Raw genomic sequence first — 20,868 nt, forward strand, 5'->3', positions numbered from 1 at the left:
AGTGCAGACCTCCATTCTCGCCATCGTCTTCCTGCCGCTGCTCGCCTCGATCGTCGCGGGCCTGGTCAACAAGAGCGCACCGAGCGTTTTCGCCAAGAGCGTCACGACCGGCGGCCTGTTCATTTCCTGCCTGCTGAGCTGGCCGATCTTCATAAGCTTCTGGACCGGCAACGCCGAGGCCACCGTGGTCCCGGTACTGACCTGGGTCCAGTCCGGCGCGCTCAGCTTCGACTGGGCGCTGCGGGTCGATACGCTGACTGCAGTCATGCTGGTGGTCATCACGACCGTCTCCGCGCTCGTCCACCTCTATAGCTGGGGCTATATGGAGGAAGACCCGGACCAGCCGCGGTTCTTCGCCTACCTGTCGCTTTTCACCTTCGCCATGCTGATGCTGGTGACCGCCGACAACCTCGTCCAGATGTTCTTCGGTTGGGAAGGGGTGGGCCTCGCCAGCTACCTGCTGATCGGCTTCTGGTTCAAGAAGCCCAGCGCAAATGCCGCGGCGATCAAGGCCTTCGTGGTCAACCGCGTCGGCGACCTTGGCTTCATGCTCGGCATCTTCGGCACTTTCTGGGTGTTCGGCACAGTCTCGATCCCTGAAATTCTCGAAGCTGCTCCCGGCATGAGCGGGGCGACCATCGGCTTCCTCGGCATGCGCGTTCACACGATGGACGTGCTGTGCATTCTCCTGTTCATCGGCGCGATGGGCAAGTCGGCGCAGCTCGGCCTGCACACCTGGCTTCCGGACGCGATGGAAGGCCCGACCCCGGTGTCGGCGCTAATCCATGCCGCGACCATGGTGACTGCGGGCGTGTTCATGGTCTGCCGCCTCTCGCCCATGTTCGAGACTGCGCCCATCGCGCTTGCCATGGTCACCTTCGTCGGCGCTGCCACCTGTATTTTCGCTGCTACCGTCGGCACCACGCAGTGGGACATCAAGCGCGTGATCGCCTATTCGACCTGTTCGCAGCTGGGCTACATGTTCTTTGCTGCCGGCGTCGGTGCCTATGGCGCGGCCATGTTCCACCTGTTCACGCACGCCTTCTTCAAGGCACTGCTGTTCCTCGGTGCAGGTTCGGTCATCCACGCGATGCACCACGAACAGGACATGCGCTATTACGGCGGCCTGCGTAAGCACATCCCGCTTACCTTCTGGGCGATGATGATGGGCACGCTGGCCATTACCGGCCTCGGCATCTACCACCTTGGCGTCGGTTTCGCCGGCTTCTGGTCGAAGGACGCGATCATCGAGGTCGCATTCGCGCGCGGCACCGAACTCGGTAACTTCGCGTTCTGGATGGGTGTGTTCGCCGCGCTGCTTACCAGCTTCTACAGCTGGCGCCTGATGTTCCTCACCTTCTGGGGCAACCCGCGCTGGATCGAGAGCGAGCATATCCAGCACACCGTCCACAAGACGCCGGAACAGGCGGGAGAAGACACCACTGGTGGCTATCACCCGCATGAAAGCCCGCTGACCATGCTGGTGCCGCTCGGCATCCTGTCGATCGGTGCGATTGCGGCCGGCCAGGTGTTTGCGCCTGCTTTCCTCGACAGCGCGGAATTCTGGGGCGGTTCGATCTTCTACAACGAAGCCCTCATCCACGCGATGCACGCCGTGCCTTACGCGGTGAAGTACGCAGCGCTGATCGTTATGCTGATCGGCCTGACAGTAGCATGGTTCGCCTACATCAAGGACACTTCGATCCCGGGTAAGGCGGCCGAGCAGCTCGGCCCGATCTACCGGTTCCTCTACAACAAGTGGTATTTCGACGAGCTCTACCACTACCTCTTCGTCGTCCCCGCCTTCTGGCTGGGCCGCCAGTTCTGGAAACTCGGCGACATCGGCACGATCGACCGCTTCGGCCCCAATGGCGTGGCCTGGGTAGTCGAGAAGGGCGCTGTCGGAGCGAAGAAGTTCCAGACCGGATATCTCTATAGCTACGCGCTGGTGATGCTCCTCGGGCTTGTCGCCGCCGTCACCTGGGTGCTGTTCTGATGGAGTTCCCCATCCTCTCGCTCATGCTCGCCGTGCCGCTGGTCGGTGCGATCGCCTGCCTGTTCCTGAATGCCGGCAGCGCCCGGATGGTCGCGCTGTTCGCGACGCTGTTCAACCTCGCGCTCGGCATCCTGCTCTGGATCAATTACGATATCGGCGGGGCGCAGTGGCAGTTCACCGAACGCGCAGAGCTGTTCGCAGTGTTCAGCTATGCGCTCGGCATCGACGGCATTGCCCTGATGCTGATCATGCTCAGCGTGTTCCTGATGCCGATCTGTATCCTCGCCAGCTGGGATTCCATCACAAAGCGCGTCGGCGAATACATGGCAGCCTTCTTGCTGATGGAAGTGCTGATGATCGGCGTCTTCGCCGCGCAGGACCTGTTCCTGTTCTACATCTTCTTCGAAGCCGGCCTCATTCCGATGTACCTGATCATCGGCGTCTGGGGCGGCGATAACCGCATCTACGCCTCGTATAAGTTCTTCCTCTATACGCTGCTTGGCTCGGTCCTGATGCTGATCGCCATGTTCTGGATGGTGAACGAGGCCGGGACGACCGACATCCCGACGCTAATGCAGTACGACTTCCCGGTCGGAGCGCAGTTCTGGCTGTGGCTGGCATTCTTCGCCAGCTTCGCCGTGAAGATGCCGATGTGGCCCGTGCATACCTGGCTACCCGACGCGCACGTTCAGGCACCAACCGCAGGTTCGGTGATTCTTGCCGGCGTCCTGCTGAAGCTTGGCGGTTACGGCTTCATCCGCTTCAGCCTGCCCATGTTCCCCGACGCGAGCGCGGATCTGGCCTGGCTGGTCTTCGCCCTTTCCATGGTCGCAGTGATTTACACCTCGCTCGTCGCGCTGGTGCAGTCCGACATGAAGAAGCTCATCGCCTATTCGTCGGTTGCCCACATGGCGATCGTGACAGTCGGCCTGTTCGCCTTCAACGTGCAGGGTATCGAAGGCGCCATGATGGTCATGCTCGGCCACGGTCTGGTTTCAGGCGCGTTGTTCCTGTGCGTCGGCGTGATCTACGACCGCCTGCACACCCGGGAAATCGCGCGGTACGGCGGCCTGTCGATCAACATGCCGAAGTATGCGCTCTTCTTCCTCCTGTTCACCATGGCCTCCATCGGCCTGCCGGGCACCAGCAACTTCGTCGGCGAGTTCCTTGCGCTTGCTGGCATCTACAAGGTCTCGACCTTCGTGACGCTGGTCTGCACCACCGGTATCATCCTGGGCGCTGCCTACATGCTTTATCTCTACCGCCGCGTGGCATTCGGCGAACAAGTCAATGCCGACGCTGCCCGCATGCCCGACCTCAATACACGCGAATGGGCCATGCTTGCTCCGATCGCTGCAGCCGTGCTGTGGATGGGTGTCTACCCGGAAAGCTTCCTTGCCCCTATGCGCCAGGACATCGCAGCCCTCGAGGCGCGGCTCGCCAGTGTCACTCCGCAATATGACAGCGCACTGAAAGTTGGCACTCCGAAGGAGCATAACGCGAACTTCATTGCCGTCGAGCACGGATCCGAGGGAGAGCACTGATGTCCTACGCTACTTCCCTCTATCTCACCGGCGCCGAAATCGGCCTTTCCGTTGCCGGCCTCATCCTGCTCTTGATCACTGCGTGGACCAGCCGCGCCGCTGCCCGGGGCATCACGATCGCGGCCGTGGCGGCTCTGGTCGGCGCGCTGGTATTCTCCGTATCGCTGTTCGACGGCGGCGTGGGTGCGATGGCCTTCGATGGCCTGTTCCGCGTCGATGCTTTCTCGCTCTTCGCCAAGGTGCTGATCTTCACCGCCACAATCGCGTGCCTGATCGTCGCTCCGCATTACTTCGGCGAACGCGGCGATTACCGGGGCGAGTACCCGGTCCTGCTGCTGTTCAACGCGGTCGGCATGAGCATGATGGTGTCGGCGACGGACCTGCTGACGCTCTACGTCGGCCTCGAGATGTCGAGCCTTTCGTCCTACGTGCTCGCGAGCTTTGCGCGCCGCGACGACCGTTCGAGCGAAGCGGGCCTCAAATATTTCATCCTCGGCGGACTTGCCTCGGGCATCATCCTCTACGGCATCAGCCTCGTCTACGGATTTACCGGAGCGACGGGTTACGAAGCGATCCGCATCGCATTCGATGGCAATTTCTCGACCGGCGCGCTGTTCGGCGTGGTGTTCGTGCTTGCCGGTTTCGCCTTCAAGATCGCCGCTGTCCCGTTCCACATGTGGACGCCCGACGTTTACGAAGGCGCTCCGACTCCGGTCACCGCCTTCTTCGCAAGCGCCCCGAAGGTTGCTGCCGTATCGATGCTCGTGCGCATGGCGATCATGCCGTTCGGCGGCGAGGTTGCGGCGTGGCAGCAGATCGTCATTTTCGCGGCACTGGCGTCGATCGTGGTCGGCGCACTTGGTGCCATCGGGCAGCAGAACCTGAAGCGGTTGCTTGCCTATTCGTCGATCAACAACGTCGGCTTCATCCTGATCGGCCTTGCCGCAGCGACGCCGGAAGGTGTGGCGGGCGTCATGGTGTACCTCGCCATCTACGTCTTCATGACGATCGGCAGCTTCGTCGCGCTGCTTATGCTGCGCGACGAGCAAGGCAATGCCCTGTCGACCTTTGACGATATCTCCGGTCTTTCGACCACCAGCCCGGCGCTCGCATGGTGCCTGCTGGCACTGATGTTCAGCCTTGCGGGTATTCCGCCGCTGTTCGGCTTCTGGGGCAAGTTCGTGGTCTTCCAGGCTGCGGTGCAGGCCGACATGATCCAGCTCGCTGCAATTGGTATCGCGGCCAGCGTGATCGGTGCCTTCTATTATATCAAGTTCATCAAGGTGATGTTCTTCGATGAACCGAAGGGTGCTGCTCCCGCCAAGGCTCCGCTGTCCCACTGGGTGGTGCTGGGCCTCAGCGTTCTGGTGATTTCGCCGCTGGGTTATTTCCTGACGCCCTGGCTTGGTGACATCGCTGCCGCAGCAGCACAGGCACTGTTCCAGTTCGCTTGATCGAAGTTCTGGCCGAAACCGGCTCTACCAATGCCGATCTAATTTCGCGTCTTTGCGACGGCGATCGCGTGGCGGAGGGGCACTGGTTAGTGGCCGACCGGCAAACGGCCGGGCGTGGCAGGCAGGGTCGAAGCTGGTTTGACGGCAGCGGCAATTTCATGGGCTCGACCGTGGTTCGCTGCCTTGCCCAGGATCCTCCTGCGGCAAGCCTGGCACTTGGCGTCGCGCTGGCGGTCTACGAGGCCGTCCTGCCATTCGTGCCGAACCCTGCCGACCTTTCGCTGAAATGGCCGAACGACCTGATGCTGGGCGGGGCCAAGCTGGCAGGCATTCTGCTCGAACGTGAGGGTGATGCGGTGGTTGTCGGAGTGGGGGTTAATCTGGCCGCTGCGCCCGACTTGCCCGATCGCCGGACAACATCGATCTCGATGGTCGCGCCTGCTCCCGATCGGGATCACTTCGCGCGCGCTCTCGCTAACCAGTTCGCTGTCGAACTCGACCGCTGGCGCACCTTCGGTCTTGAGCCGCTCACGCGCCGCTGGATTGCAGCGGCCCATCCGGTCGGGACGCCGCTTCGGGTCCATCCTCCAGGCGAGGAGGTGATCGAAGGAGCTTTCGCGGGATTGACCGAAGACGGTGCGTTGATGCTGCGCTTGCCCGAAGGGCGAATTCGCACCATTCATGCCGGTGACGTAATGCTCGCAAGAGAGGAGGGCTAGACCATGCTGCTGGCAGCCGATGTCGGAAATACCAATGTGGTGTTCGCCCTGTTTGACGGCCGCGCGATCAAGGCGCGCTGGCGCATCGCGACCGATCCGCGGCGTACTGGCGATGAATATGCCGTGTGGCTCCTGCGCCTGCTCGAGCTCGAAGGCTACAAGCGCGAGGATATCACGCGCATCATTATCGGCTCGGTTGTCCCGCGTTCGATCCACAACCTCACGGTCCTGTCACAGAAATACTTCGGTATCGAACCTCTGATCGCGGGTCAGGACGAGGCGCAGTGGGGCATCACGATCGACGTCGACGAGCCGCGCAGTCTGGGGGCGGACCGTGCCTTGAACACGATTGCGGCACACGAGAAATACGATGGCGATCTGATCGTCATCGATTTCGGGACTGCGACCACGATCGACGCGGTCGATTTCACCGGCGCCTACAAGGGCGGGATCATCGCGCCTGGCATCAACCTGTCGCTCGATGCGCTGGTCGGCAATACGGCCAAACTCCCGCGTATCGCCATCCGCAAGCCGGACAATGACAGCGTCATCGGTCGCAACACGGAAGACCAGATGCTGATCGGCGTATTCTGGGGTTACGTGGCGCTGATCGAAGGTCTGGTGTCCCGGATGAAGGGCGAAATTGGCCGCCCGGCAAAAGTTGTCGCCACCGGCGGTCTCGCGCTCCTGTTCGACGAAATTACCGACCTGTTCGACGCTGTCGACAGCGATCTTACACTGACCGGTCTGGCCATCCTGGCCGAAAGGGCTTCCGCTTGAAGAAAGATTTCACCCCCGAAGACGAACTGCTGTTCCTGGCCCTTGGCGGGTCGGGCGAAATTGGCATGAACGTCAACCTGTACGGCTGCCAGGGCCGCTGGTTGATGGTCGATCTGGGTATGACGTTCTCGGGAGCCGAGTATCCCGGTGTCGACCTGGTATTTGCGGACCTCGATTTCATCGAGGAACGCGTCGACCAGCTCGAAGCCATCGTGCTGACCCATGCGCATGAAGACCATATCGGCGCGGTCCCGTATTTCGCGGCCGACCTCGGTGTGCCCATCTATGCGACGCCATTCACGATGGAACTGGTCCGTCGGAAGCTGGAAGAGGCGGGCGTGCTGGGCGAGGTGGAGCTCCACACCATTCCCGACGATCACGGCAGCTTCGAGGTCGGCCCGTTCGAGGTGACCTATATCCCGCTCGCGCACTCGATCGCGGAAGGCAATGCCCTGCTGATCGATACCCCGCATGGCCGTATTTTCCATACCGGCGACTGGAAGCTCGACGAGGATCCCATCATTGGCGAGCCTGCTACGGACGAAGAACTGACCCAGATGGGCGACGAGGGCATATTGGCGCTCGTCTGCGACAGCACCAACGTCTTCAATCCCGCGCCGAGCGGTTCGGAAGGAGCGGTCTACAAGGGCCTTCTCGAAGAGGTTCAACGTCACCCCGGTAAGCGAGTGCTGGTGACGACCTTTGCCAGCAACGTGGCCCGTCTCCAGACGCTAGGCGAGGTGGCTCGCGAAACCGGACGCCAGCTATGCGTCGCAGGCCGCTCGCTCGACCGGATTATCGAGGTGGCACAGGAAAACGGTTATCTCGCCGATTTCCCTGAGCCCGTCGATTTCGACGCTGCAATGAGCTTGCCGCGTGGAGAACTGCTGATCCTCGCAACGGGTGGGCAGGGCGAGCCGCGGGCGGCACTGTCCCGGATTTCCGAAGACAATCACCCTCTTCAGCTTGTGTCCGGCGACGTGGTGCTGTTCTCCAGCCGCCAGATCCCGGGCAATGAGCTGTCCATCGGCGCTGTGCAGAACCGGCTTGCCTTGAAGGGCGTGACGATGGTCACGGACCGCCAGAGCATGATTCACGTGTCCGGCCATCCGGGGCGCCCCGAGCTCGAGGCGCTCTACGGTTGGCTTCGACCCGAAGTGCTGGTGCCCGTTCACGGCGAGATGCGGCACATGCAGGAACAGGCAAGGCTTGGGCGTGCAAACGGTATACCTGCAGCTGTCTTCCAGCAGAACGGCGACATTGTGCGCCTGGCACCTGGTGCGCCCGGCGTGATTGCGCAGGTCAGGTCGGGTCGGCTTGTGCTCGATGGCGACATCATCGCACCTGCAGATGGCGAAGCGATGGTCATGCGCCGGCGCATCATGCACGAAGGCGTGATGATCGTGGCGCTGGACCGCAACCTGTCGGTCCAGATCGACAGCGTCGGGCTTCCGCTGGACGAGGATTACGGCGATTTCGTTGACGAAGCGAAGGAAGACGTGCGCAGTGCCCTTGCCAAGCTGAAGGGAAGGGAACGTTCAGACCGCGAGGCTGTGCACGAGGCTGCGCGCCTTGCCGCACGGCGCGCGGCGCAGCGCTGGTCCGGCAAGCGGCCGCAGGTGCGCGTGCTCCTTCCGGAAGTGGGTGAGTGACGACAATGGAATTGCCGATGCAGTGGACTTCGATCGTCGCGATCTATGTCCTGTTCTGGGTGGTAAGCGCCTTCGTCCTGCTTCCCTTCGGGGTTCGCACCGCCGACGAAACCGGTGCGGAGACGATACCCGGTCAGGCGGAAAGCGCCCCGGTCAATTTCCGTCCCGGACGGATCGCCATGCGCGCAACGATCCTGTCGGCTCTGCTGACCACGCTTTACGTCGTGAACTACGCCTATGGCTGGATCGAGGCAGAAGACCTGATCTTCTGGGGTCCGACCGTCCAGTAGAACCTACTGGCGCAGGCGCTCCAATGCCTGGGCCATCACCACGTAGAGCTTGCCCATGTCGCTCGACAGCAGGGTGACGCTCAGCGCATTGCCGTCGCGGGTGGACAGCAGGTTCCTGAGCATCGCCTCGAAGTCGTGGATGTACCGGTTCACGTGTTCGCGGAAATCTGTATCCTCGTCGTAGAGCTCGGCAATCTCGCGGGCTTGGCCATTGTCGATCAGCTTGACCGCGCGGCGCGTGAAGATGCCGCGATCGCCGCGCAGGTAGCTGGCCCAGGCGGTGTCGGTCACATCGGTCGAAAGAGCCTTGGCGATATCGATGGAATTGGAGTTCAGGCTTTCGGTAATGAGAGCCACACGGCGGGCGAAATCGCCGTCCACGCTGTCGGTGATCTTGTCCCGCGCATGAGCGATGCGTGCCTCGAGATTGACGGTAAGCTCGTTGAGGCGCGCGAGTTGGTCCCGCAGTTCCTTGGCGGATGAACGCGCCGCTTCGGTGGAGCGTTGGCGGGCCTCGTCGAGACGGGCGAGCGCATCGGCCGTATGCTCCGCCAGCGCCTTGTCGATTGCTTCGCTGCTGCGTTCGCCGACGGACCTGGCCAGGCGGGCAATCCGCTCGGCATCTTCGGTTTCTACGGCTTCGAGAGCAGTGCGGGCCCTGTCTTCGAGTTCGGTGATCGATGCGCTGAGTTCGCTCTGCACGCGCTCGGCGAGCTGCGCGCTTTCGTCCCGCAATGCCGCGATGCCGGCACGCAGGCGTTCGACACTGTCGACTTGCGCTGCGGCAGTTTCGCCGAAGCCCGACTGGAAGTTCTCGAAGCTTTCGATGGCTTCCCGCGTCCGTCGTTCGATCTCTTCCATGCCTTGCGTGAGCTGGTCCCCGGAAGCGCGGGCCTGATCGAGCAGCGAGCGGATGTCTGCAGTGCGCTGCTCGATATGTTCGAGCCGGTCTTCGGACGCCTTCATCGCCACGGGCAGGTCTTCGCGGCTGTGGCGCGCGCTGGCCTGGATCAGTTCGAGCAGGCGGACGCTGGCGTCGGTCAGGCGGGCAACCGCAGTATCGGTTCCGTCCAGCGCCTCACGGCTGCCGGTCAGCTTGTCTGCAAGCTTTGTCACGGCCTGGTCGAGATCCTCGCCGGCCTCGCGACCCTGCTCGCGCACGATGTCGAAGGTAGAGCCGAGCGCTGCGACCTTCTCGGCCAGCGCCTCGCTTTCTTCGGTCAGCCTTTCGAGCTGCGAACGTTGGGCTGCGCGACGCGCTTCGACGGCTTCGTCGATTGCCGCCAGCTTCAATTCGAGATCGCGCGCAATGTCATCCTGTGCACCGCTTAGCGCAGCAAGACGTTCGCTGGTGGCATTGTCGAGCGAAGTGCCATGCGCGTCGATCTTGGCATTGATGGTCTCGGCCCGCTCGTAGAGGACCTGAACGCGTTCTGTTGCGGCCTGGATGACGGCCGCATCCATGCGCTCGATTTCCGAGATCGCATCGGTGAGGCGTTTCCTGAGGCCTTCAACCTGTCCGGTCCAGGCCTCGAGAGCGTGCTCCTCACCCTTGCGGATTGAGCCCGCAAGCTGGGCAGCTTCGACACGCAGCCCTGTGAACCGGTCGCGCATCGCGGCGAGAGCGAGCTCTTCTTCGGCACTGGCCGTTTGCTGTGCCTCTGCAAGTTCGCTGCGGAGGGCCTCCGAGCGGGCACGGATTGCAGCCAGCGCCTCGATTTCGCGCACGTCGAGTTCTGCGCGTGCTTGCTCGCTGGTTTCGCGCAGGGCTGCGAAGCGTTCCTCCCCGATGCGTTCGAGGTCAGACGCCTGGGCGGTAAAGGCTTCGAGAGCCTCGTCGACGCGGGTCTGGAGCGATTTCACCTGGCGTTCGCTCGCAGCGCCGAATTCGTTGAGCCGCTCGAAGCCGGAAACCAGCTTGTCGAGCTGTTCCTGCGCGCTGCGACCAGCGCCGCCGATCTGGTTGGAGACGTCTTTCGCGGAATTGGCGATGACGGGCAGATTGTCGCGCAGGCGCGTCATGTTCTCGAGCGCGGTGGCGCTGACGGTGGCGATCTGTTCGACCTGGTGCCCGTTATCGAGAACGAGGCCCTGCAGCTTGTCCGCATGCTCGGACAGACGCTCGCTCGCCGAGCGGCTGAGGAATTCGAGTTCGCGCGACTGGCTGCCGAGGAATTCGCGAGCAAGGCTGAGTTCGCGGTTCACGACAGCGAGTCTCGCCTCGAGACGGGCAGATTCTTCTGCCAGCGAGCGAGAGACCTCACCGAACCTGCGCGCCTCCACAGTCGAGTAGCGGCGCGACAGGATCCATAGCGAAACGATCAGGAGGACCGGGACCGCCCAGGCGGAAGTCCAGCCGCTCCACTGCTGGATTGTGCCGCCGGCAAGGATTTCCGCGCGGTTGGCGTAACCGAAGAAAGCCGTCCAAGCCGTTGTGGCGAGACCCGCGATGGTCGGCACGATCCAGCCCCGGCGAGACATCGCTACGGGTTCGGCCTCTTCCCATTCCTCGAATTCGACCACTTCGTCCTGCAATTCGAGCGTTTCGGGCTCTGCGTGCTGGACGTTTTCGGTTTCGCCTTCGACGACGGTGATGTGCGATCGCTTCCTCATGCGGGGAAGCTACCACGTTTGGGCCATCCTTAAAGCCTATTTAACCCTCGGGCCGCTATTAAGCCGAGCCATGGCCTATCATTCTGCCAGTTTCGACAGTGCCTTAGCGAGCGCAGCGGGCGAGGATCCCCAGCTCGCGGCGGAGTTGCGCGCGGCGTTCAAGGACAGTCTCGAACAGCGGCTTGACCTCCTCAAGAGAGCGCGCTGTGATGCAAACTGGTACCAGGCAGCCGAGCGCCTCCGTGGCCTGGCCGCCAGCTTCAACTCCGGCGAACTGATCGAACTGGCCGAAAACGCGCTGCAGGCCGCTCCGGGCGAGCCCACCGTGGTGCGCGATATCGAGACGTTCTCCCAAGAATTCGGGGAATAGGGGACCGGAGCCGAAGCTGCTCCTTTGCAGCGGGCACCATGCTGCCTAAGGTGGCGTGCCTGGCTTTTCGGAGTTGTCTGCCCCCGTGCGTATTGCCCTGCTGTCCATACTCGATCGGGATCCCGCTCCTGGGAGAACGAGGCCGGCCTTCCTGCCATTTGCAGGTGCGCGAGTGATCGAAAGGCAGCTGGACCTGGCATTGTCACTGGGTTGCGAAGCGGTCGCCTGCCTCGCCGACGGCATCGGGCGCGAGGTCATCGAATTGCAGCACCGGGCCGAAAAGGCAGGCGCGCGCTTCATTGCCGTGCGCGAGCCTGCCAAGCTTTCAGGACTGGTGACTGCGAATGACGAATTGCTCGTCATCGCATCGGGCGTCCTGCCAGAGCCCGCAGCAGTAGAGCGCTTGCTGGCAAAGCCCGCGGTGGTCGCATTTCCGGCTGATGTGGCGGTGCCGCTCGGCTTTGAACGGATCGATCCGGAGTTTGCCTGGACCGGCGTAGTTCTCACACGCGGTAATCTGGTCGAGCGGCTGACCGAGCTGCCGCCTGATATCGACGTGCCTTCCTCGCTCATGCGACTGGCCCTGCAAACCGGCACGCAGCTCGTCCCTGCGGAACGGCGGCTGCTCGACGACGGGGACTGGACGATCGACGCCACGCCCGAAGAGCTTAAGGCCCGCGAAACACGGTGGATCGAGGCTCAGCGGGAGAAGATACCGTTCAACGCTCCGGGTATCGCCGTTGCAGAGAGAGCGGGAACGCGCCTTGCTCGCGACATCGTCGGGCGGAAAAGCGAGGCTGCTCCGGCTATAGTGTCCGGCGTGTTTGCGGCCTCCGCAGGAATTGCGGGATGGCTTGAAATGCCGGCCCTGGGTTTCGGGTTTCTTGCCGTTGCGGCTTTCTTCGCGAGGGTGGGCCTCGTAATCGAGCGCATCGCGAGCAAGGGCGATACTGGCGCGAAACGCGGATCGTTTGTTAAGTTACTGCAGCATCTATCTGATCCTCTTGTGATTTATCTGATGTACGCCGCATCCTCGCAAGAATCGGATTGGGTGCGCCTGTTCGTGCCCGCTATGCTTGTCGGGTTGCTACGACTTGGCGAATGGCACGGGAACGAGGATTGGCGGCGGACCTACGCGGATCGGATCCTGCTCAGTACTATCCTGTGTGCGGCTGCATTCTTCGGGGTATCGGCAGAGGTTGGCGCGTTCATTGCCTTGCTGGTCCTTATTTCCCGCTTTCTTGCTCCCTTTCGCCAGCCCTAACTTCGAATTAACCACACGGCTGCTACGCGCGGGAGTATGACAATGGCGCAGGACAGGCCCGGAAAGAATTCTGGCACGCAGGCGGAATTGCGCGCTGCTCTTGCGAGCGGGCAGCAGGCGCTCGACCGCATCGAGCCGATACTGGGCCATCTCCTGTCGTCGCCGGACCATTCGCTGTTCAGCGACGAGATCGTCGCGCGCCTCCGCGGAATGTTTAACGACCTCGCTTGGCAGGTCCTGCGCGTGCAGGCGGAGGCGACCGGTCAGGCGGGCCGCGAGGCATTCGCGGAGCGTCACGGCGAAGCACTTGCCGCGCATTTCCAGCAGTGCGGAGCGATCTTGACCCATTGTCATTCGTTGGCGGTCGAATGGCAGTTGACGGAACGTCTCGAAGCCAAGGGTGGGCTGGACCCGGTACTCTCGCCAGTTCTCCAGGACTTCATTGCACACCACGATCCCTCGGTGGCGAGCACGGCCATGTCCGCACTTGCTGCGCAGGCGCGTTTTGCGCAGGCGCAGAGGCGTATGGAACTCCCGCTCGCAGAATTGCCAGGTGACCTGTTTCACGAGGTACTCGTGTCATGGCGGACCTATAACGGCGAGCGCGTTTCTGACGCTCTGACCCGCGCCGAAGGAAAGATGCGCTCGAATTTCGATGAAAGCGCCAGTCGCCTGGCCCTGTTCGCCCGTCTAATCGCCAGCATCGGTGGCCAGGCGCTCGACGCGCTAACGCCTGACCGGGCAGGGGCCGGACTGTTCTTCACAGCGCTTGCCGCCCGGTCGGGTCAAACGAGGGCAGAGGCAATTCTTTCGAGCAATTACCGCCAGGTTCCGAGGCTCGCCCTAGGCCTTCGGGCAGCGGGCCTGCCGGCGAGCAAGGTCGACGAGGTGCTGTTGAAGCTGCATCCACAGGCGGCACCGATTGCCGATCTCGACCTTGTCAGCGAAGCAGAAGCGCGCCGAATGCTCGCCGATGTGCAAGCGGAGATCGGCGCATGACCGTCTCGACCAAGCATATCGCTCAAGGGCGCACGGACGCCGAGGACCGGCTTATCGAGGCCGATGGTCCACTCTATGCGCTGCAGAAGGCTTGCGGCGGCGGGAAGGGGACCACGCTCGCCATACCCGAACTGCTGATGCTGGTCGGGAAAGCGCGCAGCTTTGGCCTTCGCCTTGCCCGCCAGTTCGAAGCGGTCGACGAGGAGTCCCACATTACGGCTTGGGTGGAAATCCGCCCGGTCGGCGGAGGCAAGGACGGCTGCGAAATTATCGTCGAGAGTTGGCAAACCGAGCCGCTACCTCCTGAAAATTCCATCGATTCCGATCGCCGCAAGGTCGAGATCAACCGGCATTTGGCGGAATGCACCGCACGTCTCGATCCGGCCCAACGCCTGCTTTCCCTCGAAACAGAGGCACCCGATCTCGCAGGTTTGCAGGCCAAGGTTGCCGGTGCGATCGGCAAGCCCTGGACGGACCTGGTTGAAATCGAGGGCAGTTCGCACGAACAGCCGATGCACTGGCGTCTGCTTGACGGTGCGCATTGCCGCGTGCCGGGATCCAAGCGGTTGTGGACGGCACACCTGGAGCCGCTCGGCCAGCCGACGCCCGGAAGCGCAGGGTTCGTGCTCCACCTGAGTGCGGAAACGCCGCTGGCGGACCTCCCTGCCGAAGCGGCGCCCGACACGCCATCGCTCGGCCGCGATCTTACGCCGGTCCTGCGCCAGCCGATCAATCGCATTATCGCCAATGCAGAGACGATCCGTACCAAGCTCGCCGGGCCGATTGCGGACGAATACAGCCAGTACGCCGCCGACATTGCCAGCGCCGGGCAGCATCTTCTCGCTCTGGTAGACGATTTGTCTGACCTCGAGATCGTGGAGTCGGAGGATTTCGTCACCGAACCCGACAGGATCGAGCTCGCCGATGTCGCGCGGCGAGCATGCGGCATCCTCGGTGTCAGGGCGCGGGAACGTGGAATTACACTCGTTCCGCCGGCCGAGGGTGAGAGCCAGCTGGCGATCGCGGAGTTTCGCAGGGTCCTGCAGATCATGCTCAACCTCGTCGGCAATGCCATCCGTTATTCTCCGGAGGACAGCCAGGTCTGGATCAGGCTGGATCGTATCGGATCGCGCGCGATGATTACCGTGGCCGACCAGGGGCATGGGCTCGACGAGGACCAGCAGGTCCGCATTTTCGAGAAGTTCGAGCGGCTCGGGCGCAGCGGTGATGGCGGTTCCGGGCTCGGCCTCTATATTTCGCGGAGGATTGCACGGGCAATGGACGGCGATCTCACCGTGGAGAGTGCGCCGGGTCTGGGTGCGCGATTCACGCTCTCCGTTCCGGCTGCGGAAGAGATGCGCAATGCGCCGCGCGAAGGCCGCCCGGCGGACGGCCCCGACTTCAAGTGAAATGAAAAGGGGCGCCGAAGCGCCCCTGATCGTATTTCGCGATGGTAGCGCTCAGCGCTTGTCCATCGGGATGTAGTCGCGCTCCGTCGGCCCGGTGTAGAGCTGGCGCGGGCGGCCGATGACCTGGCCGGGATCGGAGATCATCTCGTTCCACTGCGCCACCCAACCCACGGTGCGGGCAAGCGCAAAGAGTGCGGTGAACATGGTGGTCGGGAAGCCGATCGCAGAGAGGATGATGCCCGAGTAGAAGTCTACGTTGGGGAAGAGCTTCTTCTCGCGGAAGTAATCGTCATTGAGAGCGATTTCTTCCAGCTGGAGGGCAGTCTCGAAAACCGGGTCCTTGACGTTGAGCGCCTCGAACACCTCACGCACGGTCTTCTGCATGACCGTCGCGCGCGGGTCGTAGTTCTTGTAGACGCGGTGCCCGAAGCCCATCAGGCGGAACGGATCGTTCTTGTCCTTCGCACGCTCGATATAGTGCTTGATGCGATCGGGCGTGCCGATTTCCTGCAGCATGTTGAGTGCGGCTTCATTGGCGCCGCCATGTGCAGGGCCCCAGAGACAGGCGATACCGGCCGCGATGCAGGCGAACGGATTGGCACCCGACGAACCGGCAAGGCGCACGGTCGAGGTCGAGGCGTTCTGTTCGTGGTCGGCGTGCAGGATGAAGATCCGGTCCATGGCGCGTTCGACGGCCGGATGGATCTCGTATTCTTCGGCCGGAACACCGAAGGTCATGCGCAGGAAGTTGCCGGTGTAGCTCAGCGAGTTCTTCGGCTGCAGGAAGGGCTGGCCGATCGAGTACTTGTACGCCATCGCCGCGATGGTCGGCATCTTTGCGATCAGGCGGTGCGAGCTGATCTTGCGGTGCTCGGGATCGGAAATGTCGGTGCTGTCGTGATAGAAAGCCGACAGGGCACCGACGACGCCGCACATGATCGCCATGGGGTGCGCATCGCGGCGGAAACCCTGGTAGAATTGACGCAACTGGTCATGGACCATGGTGTGGCGCGTGATCGTGTAGTCGAAGTCGGCGAGTTCTTCCTGGTTCGGCAGTTCGCCGTTCAGGAGCAGGTAGGCCACTTCCATGAAGCTGGAATGCTCGGCCAGCTGGCCGATCGGATAGCCACGGTGAAGGAGAACGCCTTCCTCGCCGTCGATATAGGTGAGGGCGCTTTCGCAGCTGGCCGTCGACTTGTAACCCGGATCGTAAGTGAACTTGCCGGTCGTTCCGTAAAGCTTGCGGATGTCGATGACGTCCGGCCCGACGCTTCCCTCAAGCACGGGGAAGGTCTGGCTCTGTCCGCCCAAATCGAGTGTTGCCTGTTTGTCGGCCACGCGTGTCTCCTCAGTCAGTCTTTTACCTGGGACCTGCCGGGGAGGCCTGCGCGTCGATCCGCGCGAGAGACTCCTCCTTGCCCAACAGGACCAGAACATCGAAAATTCCGGGTGACGTGGTTGTCCCCGTCAGTGCCGCACGCATGGGCTGCGCGAGCTTGCCAAGACCCAGTTCGAGCTCCTCGGCATACGATTTCGTAGTGGCTTCGAGAGCCTCGATTGTCCAGTTATTTTCCGCCTTTAGACGCTCCGTAAGGCCGCCAAGCCTCTCGCGCGATTCATCGTCGAGCAGGGCAGCGGCCTTTTCGGTCATTTCAAGCGGCCTCTTGGCGAAGAGAAACGCTGCACCTTCAGCGAGTTCATGCGTGGTCTTCGCACGCGGTTTCAGGACCGGCATTGCCTGTGTCAGCAGGGCGACATCAGCCTTATTTCCTATGGCCTCGGCGACCAGCGCCGCCAGCCGCGCATCATCGGCTTCGCGGATGTAATGCGCATTGAGATTGAGCAGTTTCTTGATGTCGAAGCGGGATGCGCTCTTGCCGACGCCATCAAGATCGAACAGCTCGACAGCCTCGTCGCGGGTGATCTCCTCGCGGTCGCCGTGGCCCCAGCCAAGGCGCAGCAGGTAGTTGAACAGCGCTTCCGGCAGGACGCCTTCCTCGTCGCGATAGGCCTCGACGCCGATGGCACCGTGGCGCTTGGACATTTTCGCCCCGTCCGAGCCGTGGATCAGCGGTACGTGCGCGTAGACGGGATCCGGCCAGCCGCCTTCGATGGCGTTCATCGCGCGGATGATCGGCAGCTGGCGGAACGCGTTGTTCAGGTGGTCATCGCCGCGGATGATATGCGTCACGCCCATGTCGTGATCGTCGACGACGACCGCCAGCATATAGGTCGGAGTGCCGTCTGCGCGCAGCAGGATGTAGTCATCGATCTCGGCGTTCTGGACCGTGACCTTGCCCTGCACGGCGTCGTGGATCGTGGTCTCGCCCTCGGTGGGGACCTTGAGACGGATCACGAAGGGTGCGCCCGCGGGTGCTTCGGAGGCGTCGCGGTCGCGCCAGCGACGGTCGTAACGCATGGGCTGCTTGTTAGCGCGCTGCTGGGCGCGCATCTCTTCCAGTTCTTCGGGCGTGGCGTAACACTTGTAGGCGTGGCCCGCTTCGAGAAGCTGCATGGCGACTTCCGCATGTCGCGTCGCGCGGTCGGACTGGAACAGCGGCGGCTCGTCGAAGTCGAGACCGAGCCAGTCGAGCCCTTCGAGGATCTTGTCGATGGCTTCCTGCGTGCTGCGCTTGCGATCGGTGTCTTCGATACGGAGCAGAACCTTGCCGCCGTGGTGACGTGCGTAGAGCCAGTTGAAAAGCGCGGTACGGGCGCCGCCGATATGAAGAAAGCCGGTGGGCGAGGGGGCGAAACGGGTCACCACCTGCTGGGTGCTGGCGGTCGTTTCGGTTTCGCTTGCCATTAGCTCTTCTTTCCTTTCAAACACTTGCATGGCGATGCAGGGGACGCCTTTGGTGCCGTTCGGCGAACCCGGGGGTGGCGCCGATGTTGCAGTGCAGCGCCCTTGGCGCATACGCTCTCTCTTGTCCAGAACGGCCGACGAGGTGGAGCGGTTTCTGGCCAGTCCCAAACAGGACCAGATGCCTTGGCTAACGGTGGCATTTGCCAGCGGAATTGGCGGGTGGTTCGCACTTCCCGCGATGTCGTCCTGACTGGTCACCCTTGGCTTTGCCGGCGCTTTGGCAGGGTTGGGATGGGCCTGCCTGAGAATGACCGGCCGTCCGGCAGTTTCTACCGCTCTTGTTGCCGTCTCCGTCGCATTCACCCTGGGAATAAGTGTTATCTGGGCCCGGTCGGAAGTGGTCGGCACCGAGCCGATTGCAGCACCTGTCTTTGCCAAGCTGGACGGAACGATCCTCGAGCGTGAGGAGCAGCCGGCAGAGGACCGGGTGAGGCTGGTAATCGCCACAAGGGAACAGGGCACCGGCCGCGCTATCAAGGTCCGGATCAAAGTGCCCGCCATGTCGGATGATAACGCGCTGAAAGAAGGTGCGAGGATACGGCTCGGCGCTCGCCTGATGCCGCCATCACCACCCATCCTGCCCGGCGCCTATGACTTCGCCCGGGCAGCGTGGTTCAGGGGTTACGCTGCGACCGGTTCGCTGGCTGGAGACATCGAGGTCCTAGCGGAGGCCCCGAGTAATGAGGGAGGATCTCTTGCCAGTGCGCAAAGGCGTTTGTCGGCGCATGTCCGCAGCCGCGTTGACGGTTCGGCAGGTTCCATCGCAGCGGCCTTCGCCAGCGGTGACAGGGGCGGAATCCCCCTGTCCGACGAGGAAGCGATGCGCGATGCGGGTCTGACACACCTCCTGTCCATTAGCGGGCTGCATGTGAGCGCCGTGATTGCAGCGGCCTATTTCCTTGCGCTGAAGCTACTCGCCTTGTGGCCATGGCTCGCCTTGCGTGTGCGCTTGCCGCTGTGCGCCGCCACGGTCGGGGCGGGGGCAGGCATAGCCTATACGCTGCTTACGGGAGCCGAAGTGCCCACGGTCAGGAGTTGTATCGGCGCAGTGCTGGTTCTCGGGGCACTGGCACTGGGGAGGGAGCCCCTGTCGATGCGAATGGTCGCGGTTGCGGCTTTCTGCGTCCTGCTGTTCTGGCCCGAAGCGGTAATCGGCCCGAGCTTCCAGATGAGCTTTGCTGCGGTGCTTGCGATCATTGCCCTGCACAACTCCGGGCCCGTGCAGCAGTTTCTCCGCCCGAGGGAAGAAGCGCTTGCGGCGAAATACGTACGCCGGGTGGCAATGCTGTTCATCACCGGTGTCGTCATCGAAATAGCCCTTACGCCCATCGTGCTGTTCCATTTTCACCGGGCAGGGCTCTCCGGTGCCTTTGCGAATGTCGTCGGCATCCCGCTGGTCACTTTCCTGTCGATGCCGCTCATTGCCCTGGCGCTGCTTCTCGATCTGGCGGGACTGGGCGGTCCGGTATGGTGGCTGGCGGGCAAGTCGCTCGATCTCTTGTTGTGGATCGCCCATTTCACCTCTGCCCAGCCCGGAGCGGTGAAGCTGGTTCCGCAGATGGGAATGGGGACGATTGCACTCTTCGTCGGCGGTGCGCTGTGGCGGGGAAGGGTGCGGCTGTGGGGTCTGTTGCCGGCCGCCGTGGGCGCGTTTGCGCTAGCGGCAACGCCTACAGCCGACATCCTCGTGACCCGCGATGGCGCGGATTTCGGCGTCGTGGACGGAAGCGGGCAACTTCACGTGCTGCGCGGCTCGCCGCTATCCTATTCCCAAACCAACCTGATCGAGCTGTCCGGCAGCGATAACCCTCCAGTTCCCTTGCAAATCTACCCGGACGCGAAGTGTAGCGCTGATTTCTGCAGCCTTGTCGTCGCCCGTGGGGAGCGTGAGTGGGCCCTGCTGGTGGCGCTCAACCGACAGCGCATCGATGAGCGCCAACTGGCCGCAGCATGCGAGCTGAGCGATATCGTGATCGCAGAACGGTGGTTACCCCGCAGCTGCCGGCCCCGATGGCTCAAGCTCGACGGTCGCTACCTGAGCGAGAATGGCGGTACGACGATCTACCTCGACGATAAGCGCGTAGCCGGCGTGGCTGATGGCCAGGGAAGCCATGGATGGCAGCGTTCAGGGATCGAGAGCCCCAAACAAGAAGGGCGCCAGCTTTCGCCGGCGCCCTGATTGCCCTGAACCTTACTTGTCAGTGGTAACGACGCAGCAGTCCTGCGAGTTTTCCCTGAACCTGCACGCGGTTGGCTTCGTAGACCTGAGGTTCGTAAGCGCCGTTTGCCGGATCGAGCCGGACCATTGCGCCTTCGCGCCGCAGGTACTTGAGCGTCGCTTCCTCGTTATCGACGAGAGCGACGACGATTTCACCGTCGCGTGCCGTTTCCGTGCGGCGGACCAGGGCGAAGTCCCCGTCGAAGATACCGGCCTCGATCATCGAGTCACCCGACACTTCGAGCGCATAATGATCGCCCGGGCCGAGGAGGGCGGCGGGTACCGGCATGCTCGACTGGCCTTCGATGGCTTCGATCGGAGCACCTGCGGCAATACGGCCGTGAAGCGGGATCTGGAGGACGTCGTTCGCCGGATCGGGCGCGACCGGTGCTGCCTTGTGCGCGGACACTACCGCGTCGTTCGCAGCAGCGACCGATACCTTCGCAGCGGCGGGTGCAGTGACTGCATCTTCCGGAAGCTTGATCACTTCGAGCGCCCTAGCACGGTTCGGCAAACGGCGGATGAAGCCGCGTTCCTCGAGCGCGGAGATCAGGCGGTGGACGCCCGACTTGCTCTTCAGATCGAGCGCTTCCTTCATCTCTTCGAAAGAAGGCGAAATGCCCGTTTCCCCGAGACGCTGCTGGATGAAGCGGATCAATTCATGCTGCTTTGCGGTCAGCATCGGTCACTCCCT

The 20,868-nt window shown here is 62.7% G+C and carries 16 protein-coding genes; 12 read left to right on the forward strand and 4 right to left on the reverse strand.

The window, feature by feature from the left end; genetic code table 11:
• Position 1 precedes the first annotated feature (1 nt).
• The 7 genes from nuoL to GRI42_RS03905 are packed head-to-tail and all read left to right on the forward strand — an operon-like array spanning position 2 to position 8,435.
• Entirely contained in the window at positions 2 to 1,996 is a 1,995-nt protein-coding gene (nuoL, locus tag GRI42_RS03875; RefSeq protein ID WP_160607039.1) for an NADH-quinone oxidoreductase subunit L, read from the forward strand.
• On the forward strand, positions 1,996 to 3,540 hold the full coding sequence (locus GRI42_RS03880; protein ID WP_160607040.1) for an NADH-quinone oxidoreductase subunit M: 1,545 nt from the start codon (positions 1,996 to 1,998) through the stop codon (positions 3,538 to 3,540). Before nuoL ends, GRI42_RS03880 begins: the two co-directional genes overlap by 1 nt.
• The gene (nuoN, locus tag GRI42_RS03885) at positions 3,540 to 4,994 is read left to right on the forward strand and encodes an NADH-quinone oxidoreductase subunit NuoN (protein WP_160607041.1); all 1,455 of its coding nucleotides are present in this window, start codon (positions 3,540 to 3,542) and stop codon (positions 4,992 to 4,994) included. The genes GRI42_RS03880 and nuoN overlap by 1 nt, the downstream gene beginning before the upstream one ends.
• Positions 4,991 to 5,713: a biotin--[acetyl-CoA-carboxylase] ligase gene (locus GRI42_RS03890; protein WP_160607042.1), complete on the forward strand. Its 723-nt coding sequence runs from the start codon at positions 4,991 to 4,993 to the stop codon at positions 5,711 to 5,713. The genes nuoN and GRI42_RS03890 overlap by 4 nt, the downstream gene beginning before the upstream one ends.
• A 3-nt stretch (positions 5,714 to 5,716) precedes the next feature.
• Positions 5,717 to 6,493 carry a type III pantothenate kinase gene (locus GRI42_RS03895; protein WP_160607043.1) on the forward strand — a complete coding sequence of 259 codons (777 nt, stop codon included), beginning with the start codon at positions 5,717 to 5,719 and terminating at the stop codon, positions 6,491 to 6,493.
• The gene (locus GRI42_RS03900; protein WP_199800423.1) at positions 6,490 to 8,145 is read left to right on the forward strand and encodes a ribonuclease J; all 1,656 of its coding nucleotides are present in this window, start codon (positions 6,490 to 6,492) and stop codon (positions 8,143 to 8,145) included. Before GRI42_RS03895 ends, GRI42_RS03900 begins: the two co-directional genes overlap by 4 nt.
• A 17-nt stretch (positions 8,146 to 8,162) precedes the next feature.
• Positions 8,163 to 8,435 carry a DUF1467 family protein gene (locus GRI42_RS03905; RefSeq protein WP_160607044.1) on the forward strand — a complete coding sequence of 91 codons (273 nt, stop codon included), beginning with the start codon at positions 8,163 to 8,165 and terminating at the stop codon, positions 8,433 to 8,435.
• A gap of 3 nt (positions 8,436 to 8,438) precedes the next feature.
• Here GRI42_RS03905 and GRI42_RS03910 read toward each other — a convergent pair whose 3' ends face one another.
• A complete protein-coding gene (locus GRI42_RS03910) occupies positions 8,439 to 11,048 on the reverse strand; it encodes a coiled-coil domain-containing protein (RefSeq protein ID WP_160607045.1) in 2,610 nt (869 codons plus the stop codon).
• 70 nt (positions 11,049 to 11,118) lie between these two features.
• Here GRI42_RS03910 and GRI42_RS03915 point away from each other — a divergent pair, with 70 nt between their 5' ends.
• The 4 genes from GRI42_RS03915 (at position 11,119) to GRI42_RS03930 (ending at position 15,090) form a co-directional block, all read left to right on the forward strand.
• A complete protein-coding gene (locus GRI42_RS03915) occupies positions 11,119 to 11,418 on the forward strand; it encodes an Hpt domain-containing protein (RefSeq protein ID WP_160607046.1) in 300 nt (99 codons plus the stop codon).
• A 172-nt stretch (positions 11,419 to 11,590) separates the two neighbouring features.
• Positions 11,591 to 12,682, forward strand: a complete 1,092-nt coding sequence (locus GRI42_RS03920) for a hypothetical protein (protein WP_160607047.1) — start codon at positions 11,591 to 11,593, stop codon at positions 12,680 to 12,682.
• A 42-nt stretch (positions 12,683 to 12,724) separates the two neighbouring features.
• Positions 12,725 to 13,681 carry a hypothetical protein gene (locus GRI42_RS03925; protein ID WP_160607048.1) on the forward strand — a complete coding sequence of 319 codons (957 nt, stop codon included), beginning with the start codon at positions 12,725 to 12,727 and terminating at the stop codon, positions 13,679 to 13,681.
• Positions 13,678 to 15,090, forward strand: a complete 1,413-nt coding sequence (locus tag GRI42_RS03930) for a sensor histidine kinase (RefSeq protein ID WP_160607049.1) — start codon at positions 13,678 to 13,680, stop codon at positions 15,088 to 15,090. The genes GRI42_RS03925 and GRI42_RS03930 overlap by 4 nt, the downstream gene beginning before the upstream one ends.
• 51 nt (positions 15,091 to 15,141) lie before the next feature.
• On the opposite strand, the gene GRI42_RS03935 is transcribed toward GRI42_RS03930, so the two are convergent.
• Complete coding sequence (locus GRI42_RS03935; RefSeq protein WP_160607050.1) at positions 15,142 to 16,428, reverse strand: citrate synthase; 1,287 nt, start codon at positions 16,426 to 16,428, stop codon at positions 15,142 to 15,144.
• 22 nt (positions 16,429 to 16,450) lie between these two features.
• Positions 16,451 to 17,896 (reverse strand): glutamate--tRNA ligase, encoded by a 1,446-nt coding sequence (gene gltX / locus GRI42_RS03940; RefSeq protein WP_160607051.1) that lies wholly within the window; start codon positions 17,894 to 17,896, stop codon positions 16,451 to 16,453.
• A 277-nt stretch (positions 17,897 to 18,173) separates the two neighbouring features.
• On the opposite strand from gltX, the gene GRI42_RS03945 reads away from it, so the two are divergent.
• A complete protein-coding gene (locus GRI42_RS03945; protein WP_325065296.1) occupies positions 18,174 to 20,135 on the forward strand; it encodes a ComEC/Rec2 family competence protein in 1,962 nt (653 codons plus the stop codon).
• Between the two features lie 19 nt (positions 20,136 to 20,154).
• Here GRI42_RS03945 and lexA read toward each other — a convergent pair whose 3' ends face one another.
• Positions 20,155 to 20,856 carry a transcriptional repressor LexA gene (lexA, locus tag GRI42_RS03950; protein WP_160607052.1) on the reverse strand — a complete coding sequence of 234 codons (702 nt, stop codon included), beginning with the start codon at positions 20,854 to 20,856 and terminating at the stop codon, positions 20,155 to 20,157.
• Positions 20,857 to 20,868: the final 12 nt, after the last annotated feature.

It is taken from the genome of Qipengyuania gaetbuli, from assembly GCF_009827315.1.
GTDB classification, from domain to species: Bacteria; Pseudomonadota; Alphaproteobacteria; order Sphingomonadales; family Sphingomonadaceae; genus Qipengyuania; species Qipengyuania gaetbuli.